At 51.5% G+C, this 18,206-nt stretch carries 10 protein-coding genes; 1 reads left to right on the top strand and 9 read right to left on the bottom strand.

Annotated features, from left to right (window positions below; genetic code table 11):
* Positions 1-6: 6 nt before the first annotated feature.
* The 3 genes from BP71_RS01945 to BP71_RS01935 all read right to left on the bottom strand — a co-directional run bounded on the left by BP71_RS01945 (position 7) and on the right by BP71_RS01935 (position 4,043).
* On the bottom strand, positions 7-2,394 hold the full coding sequence (locus BP71_RS01945; RefSeq protein WP_496376036.1) for a TonB-dependent receptor domain-containing protein: 2,388 nt from the start codon (positions 2,392-2,394) through the stop codon (positions 7-9).
* A 167-nt stretch (positions 2,395-2,561) separates the two neighbouring features.
* A complete protein-coding gene (locus tag BP71_RS01940; protein WP_496376034.1) occupies positions 2,562-3,377 on the bottom strand; it encodes a helix-turn-helix domain-containing protein in 816 nt (271 codons plus the stop codon).
* A 132-nt stretch (positions 3,378-3,509) separates the two neighbouring features.
* A complete protein-coding gene (locus BP71_RS01935) occupies positions 3,510-4,043 on the bottom strand; it encodes a YceI family protein (protein ID WP_496376032.1) in 534 nt (177 codons plus the stop codon).
* Between the two features lie 527 nt (positions 4,044-4,570).
* Between BP71_RS01935 and BP71_RS01930 the strand changes: the two genes are divergently transcribed.
* A complete protein-coding gene (locus tag BP71_RS01930; RefSeq protein WP_496376030.1) occupies positions 4,571-8,737 on the top strand; it encodes a DUF6923 family protein in 4,167 nt (1,388 codons plus the stop codon).
* Here the strand turns inward: BP71_RS01930 and BP71_RS01925 are convergent.
* The 6 genes from BP71_RS01925 to BP71_RS01900 all read right to left on the bottom strand — a co-directional run bounded on the left by BP71_RS01925 (position 8,730) and on the right by BP71_RS01900 (position 18,155).
* Positions 8,730-9,116, bottom strand: a complete 387-nt coding sequence (locus BP71_RS01925) for a T9SS type A sorting domain-containing protein (RefSeq protein ID WP_496376028.1) — start codon at positions 9,114-9,116, stop codon at positions 8,730-8,732. The genes BP71_RS01930 and BP71_RS01925 overlap by 8 nt on opposite strands.
* 39 nt (positions 9,117-9,155) lie before the next feature.
* Complete coding sequence (locus BP71_RS01920) at positions 9,156-10,697, bottom strand: FG-GAP repeat domain-containing protein (RefSeq protein ID WP_496376026.1); 1,542 nt, start codon at positions 10,695-10,697, stop codon at positions 9,156-9,158.
* Positions 10,698-10,789: 92 nt separating this feature from the next.
* Positions 10,790-12,568: a RagB/SusD family nutrient uptake outer membrane protein gene (locus BP71_RS01915; RefSeq protein ID WP_496376024.1), complete on the bottom strand. Its 1,779-nt coding sequence runs from the start codon at positions 12,566-12,568 to the stop codon at positions 10,790-10,792.
* A gap of 23 nt (positions 12,569-12,591) precedes the next feature.
* Positions 12,592-16,161, bottom strand: coding sequence for a TonB-dependent receptor (locus BP71_RS01910; RefSeq protein WP_496376022.1), 3,570 nt, complete (start codon positions 16,159-16,161; stop codon positions 12,592-12,594).
* Between the two features lie 213 nt (positions 16,162-16,374).
* Entirely contained in the window at positions 16,375-17,475 is a 1,101-nt protein-coding gene (locus BP71_RS01905; protein ID WP_496376020.1) for a FecR family protein, read from the bottom strand.
* 86 nt (positions 17,476-17,561) lie between these two features.
* Positions 17,562-18,155 (bottom strand): RNA polymerase sigma factor, encoded by a 594-nt coding sequence (locus BP71_RS01900; protein ID WP_496376018.1) that lies wholly within the window; start codon positions 18,153-18,155, stop codon positions 17,562-17,564.
* Between the last annotated feature and the right edge of the window lie 51 nt (positions 18,156-18,206).

Genomic DNA, 18,206 nt, shown 5'->3' with positions numbered 1-18,206 from the left:
CCACCGTTAAAACTCCCGTTCACCGAACTCACTGGACGGGAGTCTGGCCTTTTTGGTCAACTGGTTGAAGTTATAGCTGAGGTTAATCAGGATCATGTCCCCCTCTTGGATGTAATTAGTCGTGGTATAAAAATCCTTACCCCATGTGGTTATACGCTGCCGATTGGCACCCAGCAAGCCCAGATCCATACTTTGCCACTGCAATGCCGCGGCCAGCTTGCCTTTCATAAAGGTCTTTCTGAAACTCAGCGAAGGGTTAATAAACCGGGAGTCCTCCCCTTGTGCGGTAACCCTTTTGGACAGATAACTCATCGCCCACTGAATTTGAAACGTAGGCGCAACGCGGAATGTCATATTGGTATTGACAGAATAAACGATACTCGCCGTGCTGACGGTCACCGCATTGCTGAAAAGCGACCCTTCAATTTTATACCTGTACACATTAGCGCCGGCATACAGCTGCCACCATGCCGTTGGGTTCACCTGGCCACCCGCCTCCGCGCCCCAGGACGTCGCCAGGCCCGCATTGGTATAAATGCGGTTGATAATCGTATCGTTGTAAACGCTGTTGACCCGGTTAACGACATTCCTGATCCGCTGGTTGTACAGCGTGAGAAAACCGCTTCCCTTCTCAAATTCCCTTACGATCCCGAGCTCCGCCTGGCCGATAAACTCCGGCAATATATCCGGATCGCCCGATTCCAGGGTTTCAGAATGTTCGCGTTCGGGGAACGGGTTCAGCTCGTTGTTGGTGGATCGCTGGACACGGCGCGAGTAACCGGCCTTTCCCCGCCAGCCCTGGCCAAACCCATATTGCACTTGTGCGGAAGGAAAAAAATTGGATAGATCGAGATTCCGGTCACCAGTCCCCTCCGCCACAAAACTCCGGGTAGCATATTCGTAGCGCAGGCCGCCGGAATAGTCGAGCTTACCTGACTTTCCGGTGTATTGCGCAAACAAAGAATGAATATGATTTTCGACGCGCGTCTGGCTGGAAAACTGCGGGACGACCACAAATTCACCGGTTTCCAGTTGCTGTTCGAGGTATTGAAAAATGCCTTTCTGTACCTGGTTGCGATACTGATAACCGGTTTCCAGCTTGCCTTTGCCCAACGGCACCACATAATCCCCCTGCAAACGATACGCATTCAACGGGTTTTCTCCGGGATTACGGGTGCTCTGGAGGGTGCGGCTTCGTCCGGGCTCCGCCAGGTTGATGTTGGTGGTTAAGCCATCCAGATCGGCGGATTCGATCAAACCGGACAATATCAGTTCCGACTTGCCGGCAAACCGGTGCGTGTAATCCAGATTACCTAGCACCACCCTATTGGTTTTCCGTGCAATATTGGAATTGAAGTAAGTAATGCTCCCAATTGTCTTTCCCGTTGCGAGGTCCGTTTTGGTGTTGTTGTAAACCAGGTCCGCCCGCCTCGATTGATAACGATAACCGTTATAGAAACCCACAGAAAAGACATTGGTGGGATCCGCCGTAAAAGATGCCGATGCCCGCATGGTATAATTGTATCGCCTGAAACTCCGCTCACCGCTGGAAGGAAAGTACGTGAATACATTATTCAAAGTCGTATGCACATCGCCTACCCGCCTGCCCGTAATGTCGTTTCGCAAATAGTTCCCACTCACATTGACCTCCCATTTGCCCGTTTTGATACCCCAGGCCACATCCGCTCCAAACCGCAGCGGTTGTTTCAGGTTGTTGTAACGATGAACCGATGGCAAACCTCCCTGCATATTCACGGTGAAACTGCGGCTGTCCGCCTCTGCCACCTTGGTCGTAATATTGATGATCCCCGACTTACCATCCGGGTCAAAACGCGCAGACGGGCTGGTGATCACCTCGATATTTTCGATGGTATTGGCCGGAATCTGGTTTAAAATCACGGAGGGATCACTTTGCACAGGCTTTCCATTCACCAGCACCAGGAAGCCCGTCGAGCCCCGCAGGGTAATAGCCCCTTCGCTATTGACGGTCACAGAAGGCGTGTTCTGTAAAACATCGACAGCGGTACCACCCTGGCTATTGAGGAATTGGCCCGCCCGGTATACCTGCCTGTCAATACGGTTTTCCATGACCTCCCGTCGGGCCGTAACGTCCACGGCATCCAGCACGCGCTTGTCGGCAGTCAGCGCAATTGCCGGTATTACCACGGTTCCAGTCCTGCCTTTCAGGTCCGGCAACCCTACCAACGCTTTGGCGTAACCCATGTATTGGATCTCAACATAACAGGCCTCCGCAGCGACCTTTTCGAAACGGTATGTTCCCTGCTCGTCGGTCAATGTTCCGTTCACCAGACTCGAATCAGCAGAGCGATGTAAAGCAACGGAAGCGTAGGGAAGCCCATGTCCCGAACTACCGTCCGTTACATTCCCTTTCATGATCAGTTGGTTTTGCGCAAATGCCGATGTAAGCCGGAAAAGTAAAAGCAGAAAAGGAAAACAAAATCGCATATGGATAAAAAGCGTCGTACAGCGTGAGTAACGAGGCAAATTTAAATCCTATGAAATCAGTAGACTTTGTACATTTCCTCCTAATATTGGTACATTCAGGAAATTCCCTTCCTGTAAATGCCCGGCGAGACGCCGGTCTGTCGTTTGAAAAACTTATTAAAATGCGACGAATCGGAAAAACCCATTTCGAAAGCGATCTCACCCAGGTTTTGGTCCGAATAAAGCAGCAGTCGCTTGGATTCCGCGGTTAGCCGTTCGGTGATAATGGCCCCGGCCGTTTTGTCGAGGGCCTTCCGGCATGCCGCATTAAGCGTCTTAGCCGACATTCCCAGCGCGTCGGCAAACCAGTTGACTTCATGGCTGGTCTTGTAATGCTGATCCAGCAATGTAAAAAACTCTGTCAGAACCTGTGGATAAGACTGCGTCTGGTCGGATTTGATCTCCCGCCGGAGCAGGTTGAACAACAATAGCAGGTAAGTCTGTATAATGGCCTGAAAATTGGTCTGCATGCTGTGATATTCCGCTTCAATGCTTTCAAAAATTCCCGCGACCGTCTGATCGATATGCCCGAGTTGAAAGCCGGAAGGGAATACGACCGGAAATGTGTGGAAGAGCAGATCATGCAGTGGATGGTCCAGCAAAAAGTCCTTCCGGATCATGGCCACAAAACCCTTAGGTATGGCAGTAAGCTCCCAGTTGTGGATCTGGCCCGGCATGACCAGGTACAGGCTTGCGGGCCGGACCGGAAACCGGTTGTGGTCGATCTGATGCAAGCCGTCTCCCTGTGTGAGGTAAATAATTTCGAGATAATCCTTGTGCCCGTGAGACCGGGTCGCTTTGATCACCTCTTTCATTCTTTTAATCCTGAACAATTCATTTTCGTTCAGCTTATTCTTGATCTCGATCTGCATACAATGAGGCGACGCTCTATCCTACTATTTCAATGGAGTATGCAAAGTAAAGCAAAAAACTACTGATAAATAAAGAGGGCACCCCGAAACAGGATGCCCTCTCGGACATTGGCTACTCTAAATAATGGCTTGTCACGCCTGTTTGGCCAGCTGAATGTTGGCCAGGATCCTGATGTTCTCGCCCAATGCAAGGCCGCCTGTTTCGGTAAGCGAGTTGAAAGTCACACCGAAATCCTTCCGGTCAATCACACCGCTTACCTCGAAACCCACTTTCGTGTTGCCCCATGGATCGCGTTCGGTCCCACCGTACTCCGCCGTCAGCTCCACCTCTTTGGTAACCCCCTTGATGGTCAGGTCACCCAACAGTTTGTAGTCGTCTCCTTTGTCCTTTTTCAGGGACGTCGATACAAAGCGAAATTGCGGATACTGTTCGGCCTCGAAGAAATCGGCGTTACGCAAATGTTCGTCGCGGCCAGGCTGGCCAGTGTCCACGCTGTTCACGTCGATGGTAAAATCGACCTGCGCGTTTTCAAAGTTGTCGCCTTCTGTCACGGCGGAACCTCCAAACGAACGGAAAAAACCCGTCACGGTGGAGATCACCAGGTGCTTTACTTTAAACTGTACTTCTGAATGTGCTACATCTACATTCCACGTTGTCTGAGACATGATTTCACTGTGTTTTTGGTATGAATATTTCGCTTTTTCGATCCCTGGCGGGCAACATGGCATCTGTCCTGTGGCCCGGCGGCAATGCAAACTTAGCTTGAATGTTAATCCGAGATCGGCTGCTAACCCGGAGGTTACCACTATACACTGGTATAGCGGCACCTGCTGACGCCCGCGAGAAATACTGACGAAGAGGCAGGAAATACCAAAGTTCCGGGCCGGCAGACAATGCAGAATATTATTATGAAGAGCATCGCCCCAATGCGGCTTCGGGCCTTTTCTATTGTAGAATTTCTACAAGAATAACAATAGAAATTTGTAGAAACATTTCTATAAAATCAAAAGCACTTGATTGATAATTAATTCGAAATTTGTCCTTGTAACCGGACAACAAACTACTAGTCACCTCCTGACACTTACGAGGATGGAATAGCTGGTATCAATTCCTGCCAAAACCATCCGGCTGACACCCCTTGAATTGGGATTCTCTTTCTGAATGTCTTTTTTCCACTTATAAATGCTTATTTATGAACAAAAATCTATTGATCAGAGCACTCTTCCTGCTCATGGGAGTGCTGTGCTACGGGACTGCCGAAGCAGTCAACATTGCCGGGACCGCCTGGGTCGACGCCGACAATGATGGTATAGTCGATGCCGGAGAAACCGGCACCAATTTCGGTGGTACGATGTACGTGAATGTCGTCAATGCATCCGGGGCGATCATCGCCTCCACACAGGTAGGCCCTGCGGGCGGCTACGCATTCACCGGCCTGCCCAACAACCTGACGGGCCACAAGCTCGTGCTCACCAACACGGCCACCAATGCGAATGGAAACCGCGTGCCAGGCACCTATTTCGTGGCCGAAGATGTAGTAGGCGCCAGCAACACCGCCAACCAGGCCAACGCACCGCTGCTCGGTGAAATCGCACTCACCAACCAGGCTGCCAACATGCAGAACCAAAACTTCCGCATGAGCCAGCAAACGGCATTCGGCTGCCTGGACGGTATCGCCTACCAGGTTGCGATACTCGCAGGTGAAACGACCTCCGCCCTTTTGAGCTACAATGTCAGCTCGGGTGTACGTACGCAAATCGGCGGCACTACCACATTGGCCATCAATTCACTGATATACAGCACCGCGTCCGATAATATCCTCTGGGGAACCGTCAACAGCTCCAACGACATCGTACGCATCGGTGCCGGCGCTGGGACGGTGGTACTCAATATTCCAAACCTGCCGACCGGGAGCTATAATGTCGGTGTGGAACTGCCCAATGGCTACATGCTGATCTATGGTAGCAACGCTGCGAGTTTCTACGTCGTGGATGTCGACCCGGCGCGCGCCACCTACCTCGAACTGGTAGACCCTGCCAACGGGTATGCATTGAAAGCGGGTCCGGAATACGGAACGCCCGTATCTGCCGGTTTCAACTCGTCGGACATGGCTTACCTCGCCTCGACCGGGCTGGGCTATGGTATCACTCCTACCAGCAACATCACGACGATCAACCCGGTTACAGGTGCCGTCACCACCAATCCTACTCCGGTAACCGGCTTACCAAACGCGGCTTACGGTGGTATGTTCAGTGATAAAGCTGGCAAATTGTACGGCTTCAACAACGCCACCGGCGGGTTTTACCGGATCGATCCGGTTGCAAACACCGCGACCCTACTTTCGACGAGCCCTCCCTCGGGTGGAAACGATGCCGCAAGCTGCCCTAATGCATTCGTGGAATGCGACACCGATATTCCCGTGGTACCGGCCGACGTAACCCTTTGCCCCGGCACTCCAACCACCTTTACAGTAGCTCCCGACGGCAATGGCCCGTTTACCTATCAATGGCAGCAGAGCATCAACGGCGGCACTAACTGGACGAATATGCAAACTACGCCTTTCTCGGGCGCTAACGGAACGTATTCAGGCGGCGGCACGGCAACGCTTACGGTAACACCCTCGACAACAGCATGGAACAATTACCGCTACCGTTGCCAGATCACGAGCAACCTGTGTACGACGCCGTCGTCTTCGGCGACCATGAACGTGTTTGTCGTACCGGGCGCACCGACGCTCGTCGCCGGCACCGACGCTCCGATCTGCCCTGCCACGACTTACAACCTGAACCGCCTGGTTGCGGGAAATCCGCCCGCAGGAAGCACATTGCGTTTTTACACTTCGTCCACTCCATCGCCCGCGACCCTCGTGGCCGATCCCACGCAAGCGCCGGCAGGTACCTATTACGCACGTTATGAAAATGATGGATGCACCGGCCCCGTCAGCCAGCCCATTACCATTACGGGCTGTCTGACACCATTTACCTGCGAAGACGGCGTGGCCTATCAGGTTGCAGCAGCGGGAGGGGAAACAGTTTCTTCACTGTATGCCTATAATGTGGTAGCCGGTACAAGAACACTGATTGCACCGCTCACTACCCTGGTAAATTCCTTGATTTACAGCGAAATAGATAACACACTCTGGGCTACCAAAAATGGAACGAACTCCATCGTCCGCATTGCTGCGGATGGCGCGCTGATCGAGTATCCCATTGCCAACCTCAATGGCAACTTCAATGTGGGCACAGGGCTTCCGGGAGGCTATATGCTGGTATATAACACCAGCCAGCCAACCTATTTCGTGATCGACATCAATCCTGCCCGCGCCACGTATCTGCGTCTGGTGGATCCTGCTAATGGTTATGCGTTACAGACCGGACCTACTTACGGCAAAACTCTAAGCGCCGGGATGAACGTTGCAGACCTTGTTTATGAACCTGTTACAGGGTTGGTGTATGGTGTAGAAAGCACTTCGGCAAGGCTGGTTACACTCAACCACGTTACCGGCGCGGTGTCGGTCGGCTCGGTGATCGCAGGCCTGCCTACCGCCACGAGTTTCGGGGCCGTGTTCGCGGACCCGAGCGGAAAGCTGTATGCATTCGCGAACGATCCCGGCACATTCCACCGCATTAACCCGACAGCCGGCACATCCACGCTCCTTTCGACCAGCATTACTTCGAACAGCAACGACGGCGCCAGCTGCCCGAATTCCATCCTCGAAAACCTGCCATTCGATTGCGCCGACGGAATTACCTACCAGGTAGCCGCAGCGGCCGGAGAGCCTGTTTCTACACTTTATGCATATAACGTCAACACGGGAGCCCGCACCGAGATCGCGCCATTGCCTATGACAGTTAACTCGCTGATCTACAATTCAATTGACAATATGTTATGGGCAACCAGGAACGGCACTAACAGCATCGTGCAAATTGATCGGGAAGGCGGCACCGTGGAGTATCCTATCGCAAACCTGCCAAACTCCGGCAGTTTCAACGTCGGTGTGGAAATTCCTAACGGTTATATGATGATTTATCAGTCAAGTCAGCCTAACTATTACGTCATTGATGTAAATCCGGACCGTCCGGCAACATACCTGCAACTGGTAGATCCTACCAACGGCTTCGCACTTCAAACCGGCCCTACCTACGGCGTTCCTGTCAGCGCACCTTTCAATGCGGCTGACTTCGCCTACCTGCCATCGACCCAACTGGTTTACGGCTTTACCGGTGAACCCCGCATTACGACGCTTAACCCGCTGACAGGCGCGGTCACCGTTGGCGCTTCGCCCGTATCTGGTCTGCCCGCCGGTAGTGGTTTCGGGGCCGTTTTCGCGGATGCGACCGGCAAGCTTTACGCATTCCACAACGACTCGGGCCGTTTTTACAAAATAGACCCGGTCAACAATTCGGCCAGCTTTATGTCGACGTCGACCCCATCCGGCAGCAACGATGGCGCCAACTGTGTTACTGCAACGCTTTGCGACATCGAGCTCACCAAGCCTAATCCCGAAAGCCAGGTAGCCTGCGTGGGCACTGCCGCTACATTCTCGGTAGCTGCCAGCGGAACGGGAACACTGGTTTACCAATGGCAGGTAAGTACCGACGGCGGCGGCAATTGGACAAATCTGGCCCCCGGCGGCGCAACCGATGCAAACGGAACCTATTCGGGCGCAAACACCAACACGTTGACGCTCACTGCAATCACTACTGCATGGAGCGGCAACCTCTACCGCGTGATCGTCGATAGCGACAGCGACCTGTGTACCCTCACTTCAGCGCCCGCTTCCCTGACCGTGCGGACCCAGGAAGAATGCGTGATGCCGGTTACGCTGGTATCCTTCACCGTCGCCAAAGAAGCCAACACCACCGCACTGCTGAACTGGGCGACCACCGAAGAAACCAACAGCGACCGATTCGAAATCGAACGCAGCTTCGACGCGAAAAACTGGAAAATGATCGGGACCAGAGCATCACACGGCGAAAGCACCGTGCTGCGCAAATACAGCTTCGCAGACCAGGCACCTGCCGCCGGCCTCAACTACTATCGCCTCAAAATGGTAGACCGTGCTGTGGACGGCAAAGAGGCCGCCTTCGCATACAGCCGCATTCTGAGCGTGGTATTCGACGGTAAAGGCTTGCTTGCCGCCTACCCTAACCCGGCCAGCGACCGGTTGAAGTTCAATGATTTTGCAAAAGTGAAATCTGTCATCCTGTACAATGCGGCGGGCACCAAAGTGATCGACCGCAAGGCTGTCACTTCGGAAGGGTTGGATATCAGCAAGCTCGCTCCGGGCATGTATTCGGTGAAACTCACTATGGCCGACGGCAGCCAAAACGTGCAGAAGATAATTATAGTTAGATAAATAGTACTCGGTAAGACAAAAAGCACAGGCCGGCTGGTCTGTGCTTTTTTGTGTTATGTTCCCGGCCTGTTTCCAATCGATGGACAGAAACCCTCCCGTTCGTGTAAAACACTTTCAGGACACCAGCTATGTTTCGATAGGCACTCACCGCAATTCCATTCTTCTCGTCACATCTTCCTTTTAAAATGCTGCTACCCCGAAAATCAAGCAGCTGAAAATCTCTCACATTCACTCCCGGTTTTGGCTTAATAAACAGAACATCCTTCGCAGGATTTGGATACAAATAGCTGATGGATTCTTTTTCAGACATTTCTTCCGTTTGTCCGACATTCACGCGAATGATGCGGCTATACTCCGCGCTCAAACCTCTATCCGCCATACGGAGGCGGTAGACAGATACCGGACTAAAGATTTCCCTTCAATTTGTATTTGCCAATACCACAAATGGCAGATACACATTCCAGTCTGCCTTCACCTCCTCCTGATTTAAAAATCCTCTGGAATAATTTCCCAAAACAATGTCGGGATCGCCATCACCATCCCAGTCATTGACATCCATGCAAATCCAGCGGCCATACCGGGCAATGGGAGGCGAGAAAGCCTGGAATTTTAATGCTTTCGCTGACGGTTCATTACGGAAATACAGGAACTTTTCGCCGGAATGATGGAGCAGATCGGCGAAGAATGCAATGGATGCAATATCCAGGTCGCCATCACCGTCGAAATCGGCTGCCATTGCTTTGGTAGCACCATTGGCAGGGTAAAACCAGCTTTGTTCAAATTCAAAATTTCCCTTGTTCAGGAAAATGTAAATACCGTGATAGGGTTTCAGGATGCGGGAATAATCGCTGTTATCGCCTGCGGTGTAGAGGATATCGGGCTGACCATCGTCATTAAAATCTGCCACCTGGAAGCTGGATGAGCCGTAAACAGGCGGGAATCGCAGCAATGGTTTTTCCGAGAAACCACCCTTCCGGTCATTGGTAAAAAGCCAGATACCCTCCTGCGCATGGGCAAATAACGCAATAATGTCCGTCCAGCCGTCGCTATTGAAATCCCCTGTGAACGACATGGTAGCGCCGGGAAGTTCGCGCACAGGTATTTTTTCAAAATTCCCACCCCGCATTTGCCTGAACACATACAACCCGCCTTGATTATGTCCGAATGCAGAAACTACATAATCCGTTTTTCCATCCTTATTAAAATCCGCCGACGAAGTATGCAACGGCCTCCGTAAGCCGGTCACAAGCGGCAGCGGGTCATATTCGCCTGACGGCCCCAAGCGGAAAAGCTCGCCCTTCGAAACATCATATGCCCGCATTTCACCCACGACCGTCACGACGGACTGCCGGGGCGCCGGATCGCCGGCCGCCGGACCACCGGAAAATAGCATATGCATTGCCGGAGAAGATAATGGCGCTTTCATTTTTTTCCCAAAATCCCTGTCCCAGCGAAGTAAGGCAGGCATTTCGGAGCTGCTCGTGTAAATGGCTTTGCCCGTGCTGTCGATTGCGACCATGGTAGTGGTGGCGAGGCGCGAAGTGTCGTTAGCAGGCATTTTGAGGCTAAAACCTCCCCAATCCTCCCGCGCGGGCGGGCGTGTAGCGGACAAATGTGAAGGCGCGAGGGAATCGTAATAGGCTACGATCTTCATCCAGTCGGTGATGGGCATGGCTGCATGGTCACCGGCAAAATACTGGTTCTTCTGCCAGACTTCGATCCTAAAATACTGCGCCATGACCGGCAATACACGGTTTTTCCAGGTATCCTTATCAAGTAATGCCGGGTCCACGGCCAAATGGCAGGTACTGCAATGCTTTTGCGCCGCATCCCGCCCCTCGGCCAGTTCGCCGGTGAGCTCCTTTTCGCCCGATTGTGCCGACCTGTCGCAAGCCTGCGTGCATACAGCGACAACAAAAATCCCCAACGACAAGCCCGAAAGCCATTTCGACAATTTCATAGTTTTTGAATAAGCCTCCTATTATAAACAAAAAGAGGCAGTTATAAACCGCCTCTTTTGACGAAGGTTACCCTCCTTGGTAATTAGCTTGTTTATTGATAACCGGGATTTTGTTTCAGCGACGACGCCCCATTTTTTGTACTGAGGTCGATCTGCCTTTGGGGAATCGGATAGTACTCATTTACATTTTTCAGGAATTTACCACCGCGCACATCCGGTGTGATTTTACCTTCGAATGCGATATAAGCATTGAGTGTCTGCTCAGCAATGCCCCAGCGCGACAGGTCGAAGAAGCGGTGGCCTTCCATCGCGAGTTCCAGCTTGCGCTCGAAATAAATGGCTGCCAATGCACCGTCCTTCCCCTTTGCCGCAAATGCACCGGCCGGATATTGCGCGATCTTATAGTTAGCGGCAGGTGTTTTGGTAAATCCGCCCATAGGCTTGGCAGGATCGGCGTAAGTATAAACCCAGCTATCAGGTTTTGCAGCACGTGCACGCACGCGGTTCACATATTCCTGTGCTTTTGCGAGGTTGTTCAGTTGCGCCTCCACTTCGGCCGCCATCAACAGCACGTCCGCAAAACGGATGACCTGCACATTGATAGCAGTACCGGGCGCCCAGGAATGCTGATCGGAATACGTATCCTTGGTAGCCTGCCAATATATGTTCTTTTTGGGGGAATAGGGCCCGGCATAACTCTGTAAACGGATCCAGGTCTGGCCGGGATGATTGCCCCAGTCGAGGAAAGGGATACCGCGGCGCCCCACCGTCCAGTCGATACGCGGATCCAGGGCAACGGTACCATCTGGCGTAAACGGGTCTTTGGATTCAATCCCCATGTCGTTTTTCAAAGTGGTCGCATTGTAATTGTCCGCTTTTGGCAAGCCGCTCGCATCGGTCTGGAACGAATTGGCCAGATCGATACTTGGCTGATAAAAGCCGCAGCAGCGGAACGGCGAGTTGTACGGGAAGTTCAGCATCCCACCGGTATTGGCATTATCGATGGTATTGGTACCATCATTGGCGGCCATTTGGATCGCAAAAACAGACTCCGCCAGGTTCTTCTTAGCGGCATCGAAATTGTCCTGATACTTGGGCATCAGGTCGTATTTCAGGCCATTCGAAGTTACCCCCTGCGCTATCACCTGATCAAAGGTCGTTTTCGCCTCATTGTATTTTTTCTCGTACAAAAACGTCTTAGCCAGATAGGCGGCCGCAGCCCATTTATTAACACGGCCTACATCCGACTGCGTCGCAGGGAGATTATCCATTGCGAACTTAAAATCAGCTTCAATATTCGTCCAGATGTCCTTGTCATTCGGAACCGCTGCGGGATCCGGCGTATTTTCGTCTACCCATGGCACCATGTTGAACATTTTTTTGAGTTCCGAGTAGTAGTGTCCCCGGAGAAAACGCGCCTGGGCGGCATAGTCCGTTTTTTCAGCATCGGTCATTCCTGTTGTCACCAGCGGGATGAATTTCAGCACCGTGTTTGCACGGTTGATGCCCTCGTACACAGCCCGCCATTTACTGTTGAAAAAACCGTTGCTGGGCCCGGCACTATAAATCATGATGGAATTGATCCCCGGCTGATCGGCGCCGTCACTCCCTTTTTTAGCATCTCCGCCCGCAATACTGCCATAAATCCAGTTATCTGCTGCCGCATCCCACGCGCTGGCCGCGCCTACTCCGTTGCCATCCAGCGCTGCGTAAGCCCCTATCAGTAAGTTCTGAACGCCCGCTTTTGTATTCAGCTGCGAGTCGCTCAGGGAACCCAGTGCGGGTTTATCGAGAAAACTGTCCTGGCAGGCGTAAGAAATCAATCCGAACGCCGCCACAATCGCTATTTTTGAGAATCTCAGTGTCTTCATCTTTATCTGTTTTATACAGTGATTTAGAATGTCAGATTTAAGCCAACCAGAAACTGGCGGGTGTTTGGATATACACCTTCATCCAATCCGAATGCCGTGGAACCTGCCACCTGGCTTTGTCCAACCTCCGGATCAGGACCGGAATATTTAGTGATCGTAAACAGGTTGGCAGCCTGAACATATACACGCAAGCGATCGATCTTCAATGCCTGCGTGAGGTTCTTGGGTAATGTGTATCCGATCTGCGCATTCTTCGCACGCAGGTAGGACCCGTTCTCCACATAGTAAGAGTTGGGTACGTTGGTAGTACTGAATGACCCGGTGTTTTCCTGGATCGGCGCAGTCGCGTTCATGCGCTCAGGTGTCCAGGAATCGTACAATGCCGTGTTGCTTTTTGCACCCTGGAAGTTAGCGCTGAAATCATGCCACCATTTCAGGTTGTTCCAGATCTGATTGCCTTGCACGCCATACATGAAGATTCCGAAATCGAAATTCTTGTAAGTCGCTCCGATGTTCAAACCATAACTGAATTTTGGACTCGGGTTTCCGAGGAAAGTACGGTCATCGGCCGTGATAATGCCGTCGCCATTTACATCCTGATAACGGAACCGCCCTACACTTACTTCATTCTGATAAATTGCGGCAGGGTTACCGCTTCGTTCGGCGGCCTGCGCATTGGCCTGATCGATCTCCGCCTGCGAATTCCAGAACCCAACGATATTGTATCCGAAGAACTGGCCAATCGAGTGGTCGACTGCATTCCGAACGATTGTGCTGCCATTGAAACGACGTCCTTCCTGATCAAAATAGGTCACTCCATCGGTGATCTTTACAATCTTGTTATTGTAAGTGGTCAGGGTAACTGTCGCATTCAGTTTCAGGTCCTTGCTGATGGTTTTCTCGCCGTAGATCGACATATCGATACCTTTGTTCTTCATCTTACCGATGTTTACAGCCGGCGCGGTGCCCTGTCCGACAGTACCCGCCAGTTCAGGAGAGAAGAGCAGGTCGTCGATATTTTTCTGGTAATAGTCGATTGTGAATTCGACGGCTCCGTTGAACAATGACGCGTCGACACCGATATTAGAGTTGATATTCCCTTCCCATTTCGCATTCGGGTTACCCACGCGAAGGCGTTGGAAACCAATTGCGGTGCTGCTTCCTGTACCTTTGATATCGTAGAAAGAATGACTCCTGTTCTGTCCGTAGGTGGTGAATGCATTGGCAGGTTCTACGTTGAACTGGTTACCCATGATCCCCCAACCTCCACGGAGTTTCAGGTCGGTCAGCCAGGTAGCTGTCCGCATAAATTCTTCCTCTTTAAGGCGCCAGCCTGCACTCACAGCCGGGAACCAGCCGTATTGTGCAGTAAAGCGCGATGAACCATCACGGCGCATGGTGGCGCTCAACAGATATTTATCCTTGTAATTGTAGTCGATCCGTCCGATGTAGGAGAACAAAGCGTCCGATGCCCGGTTAGAGAAGTTGGTTGGTGTTCCCGAGCCGCTGGTCAGACTGGTATAGTAGGGGTCGAAAGAGAAATAGCCTTGTGTCGAACCGCCGACTTCGCGATACATGCTGTCATATGCCTCTGTCCCTAAAAGCACCTTTACATTGTGCGTATTGTTGAATGAATGCTCGTACGTCACTGTATTGGTCCAGGTCCAGTTATAGCCCGAGTTTACCCGTTCAGAATAAGAGTTGGTCGGCACATTTTCCGAATTCTCCCATTCCGGGTAGGAAAAGGTGTTTTCGCCATAACTGAAAAGTCCTCCTCCGAAGCTGGTACGGAAGTTGAAATCTTTCAGGAAATCTACCTCTGCGAACATATTTCCAAATACCGAGTTGGTCAGACCCTTATTATGGCGCGCGCGGTCGCGGATCGCGACAGGGTTCTTGGCATTACCCAAGCCGCTACCGTAAGACCCTGCATAATTACCCCGGATATCATAAACAGGGATAATGGGCTGCATCCGGTATGCCATCCCGATGGCACCTCCCTCTTCCAGGATACCTGTCCTCGGGTTGTTAACGAGTGTCAATGCAATGTTTTCACCTACGCGGATGTGTTTGCTCACGTTGTATTGGCTGTTCGCACGCAACGTATAACGTTTCAGGTAGGTGTTCGTCAGGTTTCCCTGCTGGTTAAAGTGGTTGAACGAGAACAGGTAATTGCCCTGTGCACCGCCGCCACTGACCGATAGGTTATGGCTTTGAATCGGCGCATTCTTGAACACCTCGTGAAACCAGTCGGTGCCCTGTTTGTTGGCCTTTACGATCCGGTGAAAGGAGTCCATATCCGCCTGGTCTGTGTAGTTGGGATTGACATAGTATTTTGAAAAATCTATATCGCTTTCCTTAGCACCCGTCGGCTCAATATAGTCAGGAAGCACGGCTGTGGGACCGCTGCCATACTGTGGATCCTTGATGGCCGAGCCCGAGTTTTTCAGTGCGAGGAACCGCAAATCCGCCATGCCCTGAGGAGAAAGAATGTCATACACATTGCCCTTTGGCACAGTCTGCGTTCCGTAGAACATATCGTAGCTTACCTTTACCTTGCCGTTACCCCGCTTGGTGGTGATGATCACGACCCCATTGGACGCCCGCGAACCGTAGATAGAAGCAGAACCGGCATCTTTCAGCACCTGCATAGTAGCTACATCGTTCGGGTTCAGGTTGTTGATATCCTGGGTAGGAACACCGTCAACAACAAACAATGGCGTATTGTTGCCAAACGAGTTGATCCCCCGGATACGGATCTGCGGTGCTTGTCCAGGCTGTCCCGATGTCAGGACGGTTACCCCCGACGCACGGCCTTGCAGCTGATTACTAAGGTTGGCGTTAGGCTGCTCGGTCAGTTCTGCCACCTTCACAATGGATACCGCGCCGGTCAGGTCTTTTCTGTTCGCGGTACCGTATCCGACCACGACTACTTCATTCAGAAGCTTCTCGTCCTGCGTCAGGGTCACATCCACGGTATTCTGTCCGGCAGATACTTCCACGTCTTTGGAAGAAAAACCCACAAAGCTGAATGTCAGCGTTACGTTACCGTCCGGTGCGTCGATTTTATAAGCACCCTCCGCATCCGTACCCGTGCCGCGCGAGGTTCCTTTTACAACGACCGAAACACCGGGCAAATGAGAACCGCTGGCATCGGAAACCGTTCCGGAGATCGTGCGATCAACCACGGGCGACTTATAGCTCTGCGGGTTGAGCTTCTCGACCGGCATTTTCACCCTTTTCAGGATAATCTGCTTTCCCGAAACTTCAAAATCAAGGTTCAGAGGGGTCAGGATCGTTTTCAACGCAGTGCCGAGCTGCTCCTGCTGCACATTGACGCTCACCTTGCGCTCCGACCTGATCAAACTGGAACTATACAGGAATTTTACTTTAACCTGGTCTTCAATCGTTGACAACACTTTACGGATGTCCTGGTTCTGCATCTGGATCGTGACGCGGTTATTCAGGACTTCCTGCGCTTCGGTAACACCTGCCACGGCCACTGTCGTCAGGAGTGCTGCAATGATGAGTTGCGTACAACTGAATCTCATAAGGATCTGCCAATAAGCATAGTTAGGATACAATTTTTTCATAACTTTACTGAGTTTTGTTACATGGGAAATGGGCAAAACGAGTCCTCCATCCGTTGGTAGCGGATGTATTCGTACTGGGGATGATTTTTCGGGTTGGTGATGGTGCAAACATCATCAACCTTTCTTTTTTGGGGGATTTTATTGTTTCATAGAAGCGGTCAGGGTTTAGGGTTGCTAGTTAGATTTGATTTATGCATGGTTAAATATTGATTCTCAGTTACATCCGCGGCCCGACACAATCATCCGGCCATCTATTACCTCAAAAGTTGCCTCGATTCCTTTACAGATCAGATCCATTTTTTCGTACAGGTTTTCATTGGTGAAAGAGGCCGTCAGCAGGCATCCTCCAAGCAAACGGTCGTCATATACGATGTCGATTCCGTAAGTCTGTTCGATGTTGCTGAACAGCTGCGACACGGGCACATCCTGGAATTTCAGCATAGGTGCCGGCATCACCGCCGAAACAAGTATCTCCGGCGATTCGACGAGCAACTTCCGGACCTGGCTCTGGTCTCTCGAAAAGAGTACCTTCTGATTGGGCGTAATAATGGTTCCTGCCAGTTCCGCCTTTTTAATACCCTCGCAAACTTCCGTGTCAGTGCGTGGAAAAACCGAAACTTTACCCGTTTTTACCACTACTTCCACCTGCCGGGCATTCTCGAACGCCTTGACCAGGAAGCTGGTCCCCAACACCTTGGTCACCAGCTCATTGGAATACACTACAAAGGGCCGTGCCGGGTTTCTGGTCACCTCAAAAAATGCTTCTCCCGACAAGTAGACCTCCCGTAAGGTGTTTTGGGCAAAGTCCTTCCGGTAACTCACGCTGCTGCTGGGCTGCAGGCGGATCGTGCTGTGGTCGGGCAATGTCAGCAGGATAGGTGCCGAAGTCGTATTCGTTTGCTCCTGCAAAGGTGATTCCACCGCTGAAAGCAGTTCATCATAACTGACATGGGTGTCGTGCCGGTTGGGCTGACGCAGCCAACCGATCACTATAATCACCGCGGCAGCTGCCGAAAGCGACACGCCCAGGCGCAGCCACAGCCTTTTCACCTGCATTCCCTCCCTGCGGTCTTTCCGGGTATTGATTTCATCCAGCATGACGGCCACTTTCATATCGTCCGGGAAATCCCGTTCCATATCGGTTTGCAGGCGCAATAAAATCAATCTCGCGTGGGTGACCATTTCTGATTTAGACGGATAGCGTATCAGGAAATCGTTCCAAAAATCTTCGGATTCCCGGGTCGGTGCGTAAACCCAGGTTTTGAAATAGTGATCTTCCAGAAAATCAGTTACTTCATAATGATAGTAACTCATCAGTATGATTATTTAATGAAAAAATTAAACACGGTGCTCATAGGGAAAGAGCAGATCGAAACTGTGTTTAACTCACCTGGCAGGAATTATTTTAGAAGAAACATCAAAAAGCCTGCAACAAACAGGGAAATGGTGAGCTGACGGAGCTTAGACACAGCCCGTTGCACCAAATTTCTGACCGATTGCTCGTTAATGGTGAGCATTTCTGAAATCTGGGAGTAGCTGAAATCCTGGTAAAACCGCAGCATCATGACCTCGTACTGGCGCACGGGCAGGCTTCTGAGCCAAACATCCAGCTCGTTTTTCTGCTTTTGAAATTGCTCGGATTCAATGATCTCGCTTTCTTTGGATGAGATCACCGGGTGTAAACCTTCGTCGAGGTGGTCCCAGCTTTCTTTCAGGTTACCACTGGCCGACCGGTGAATGCGGCGGCGCAGGGACCGCAACAAATAGAAACGGGGGGACTCGGCATCAGCCAGCCGGTCGCGTCGTTGCCAGAGATCAATAAAGAGATCCTGCACCAGGTCCTGAACCACTTCTTCATCGGCAACCAGCTTTTTACCGTAACTGTAAAGCACCCGCACATACTGCTGATACAGCAAAGTGAAAGCCTCTTCATCGCCATTCTTAAAGCGTTGCCACAGGACCTTATCGTCGGTATCGGTAAAGGAAGAAGTCAAATAGCCAGGTTTTTTGGATTGATCAAAAATACTAAAAAATATTCAAATAGA

Source organism: Dyadobacter ginsengisoli DSM 21015 (assembly GCF_059568735.1).
Note: the sequence above shows the minus strand (reverse complement) of the source record. Positions and strands in the feature narration are given on the sequence as shown.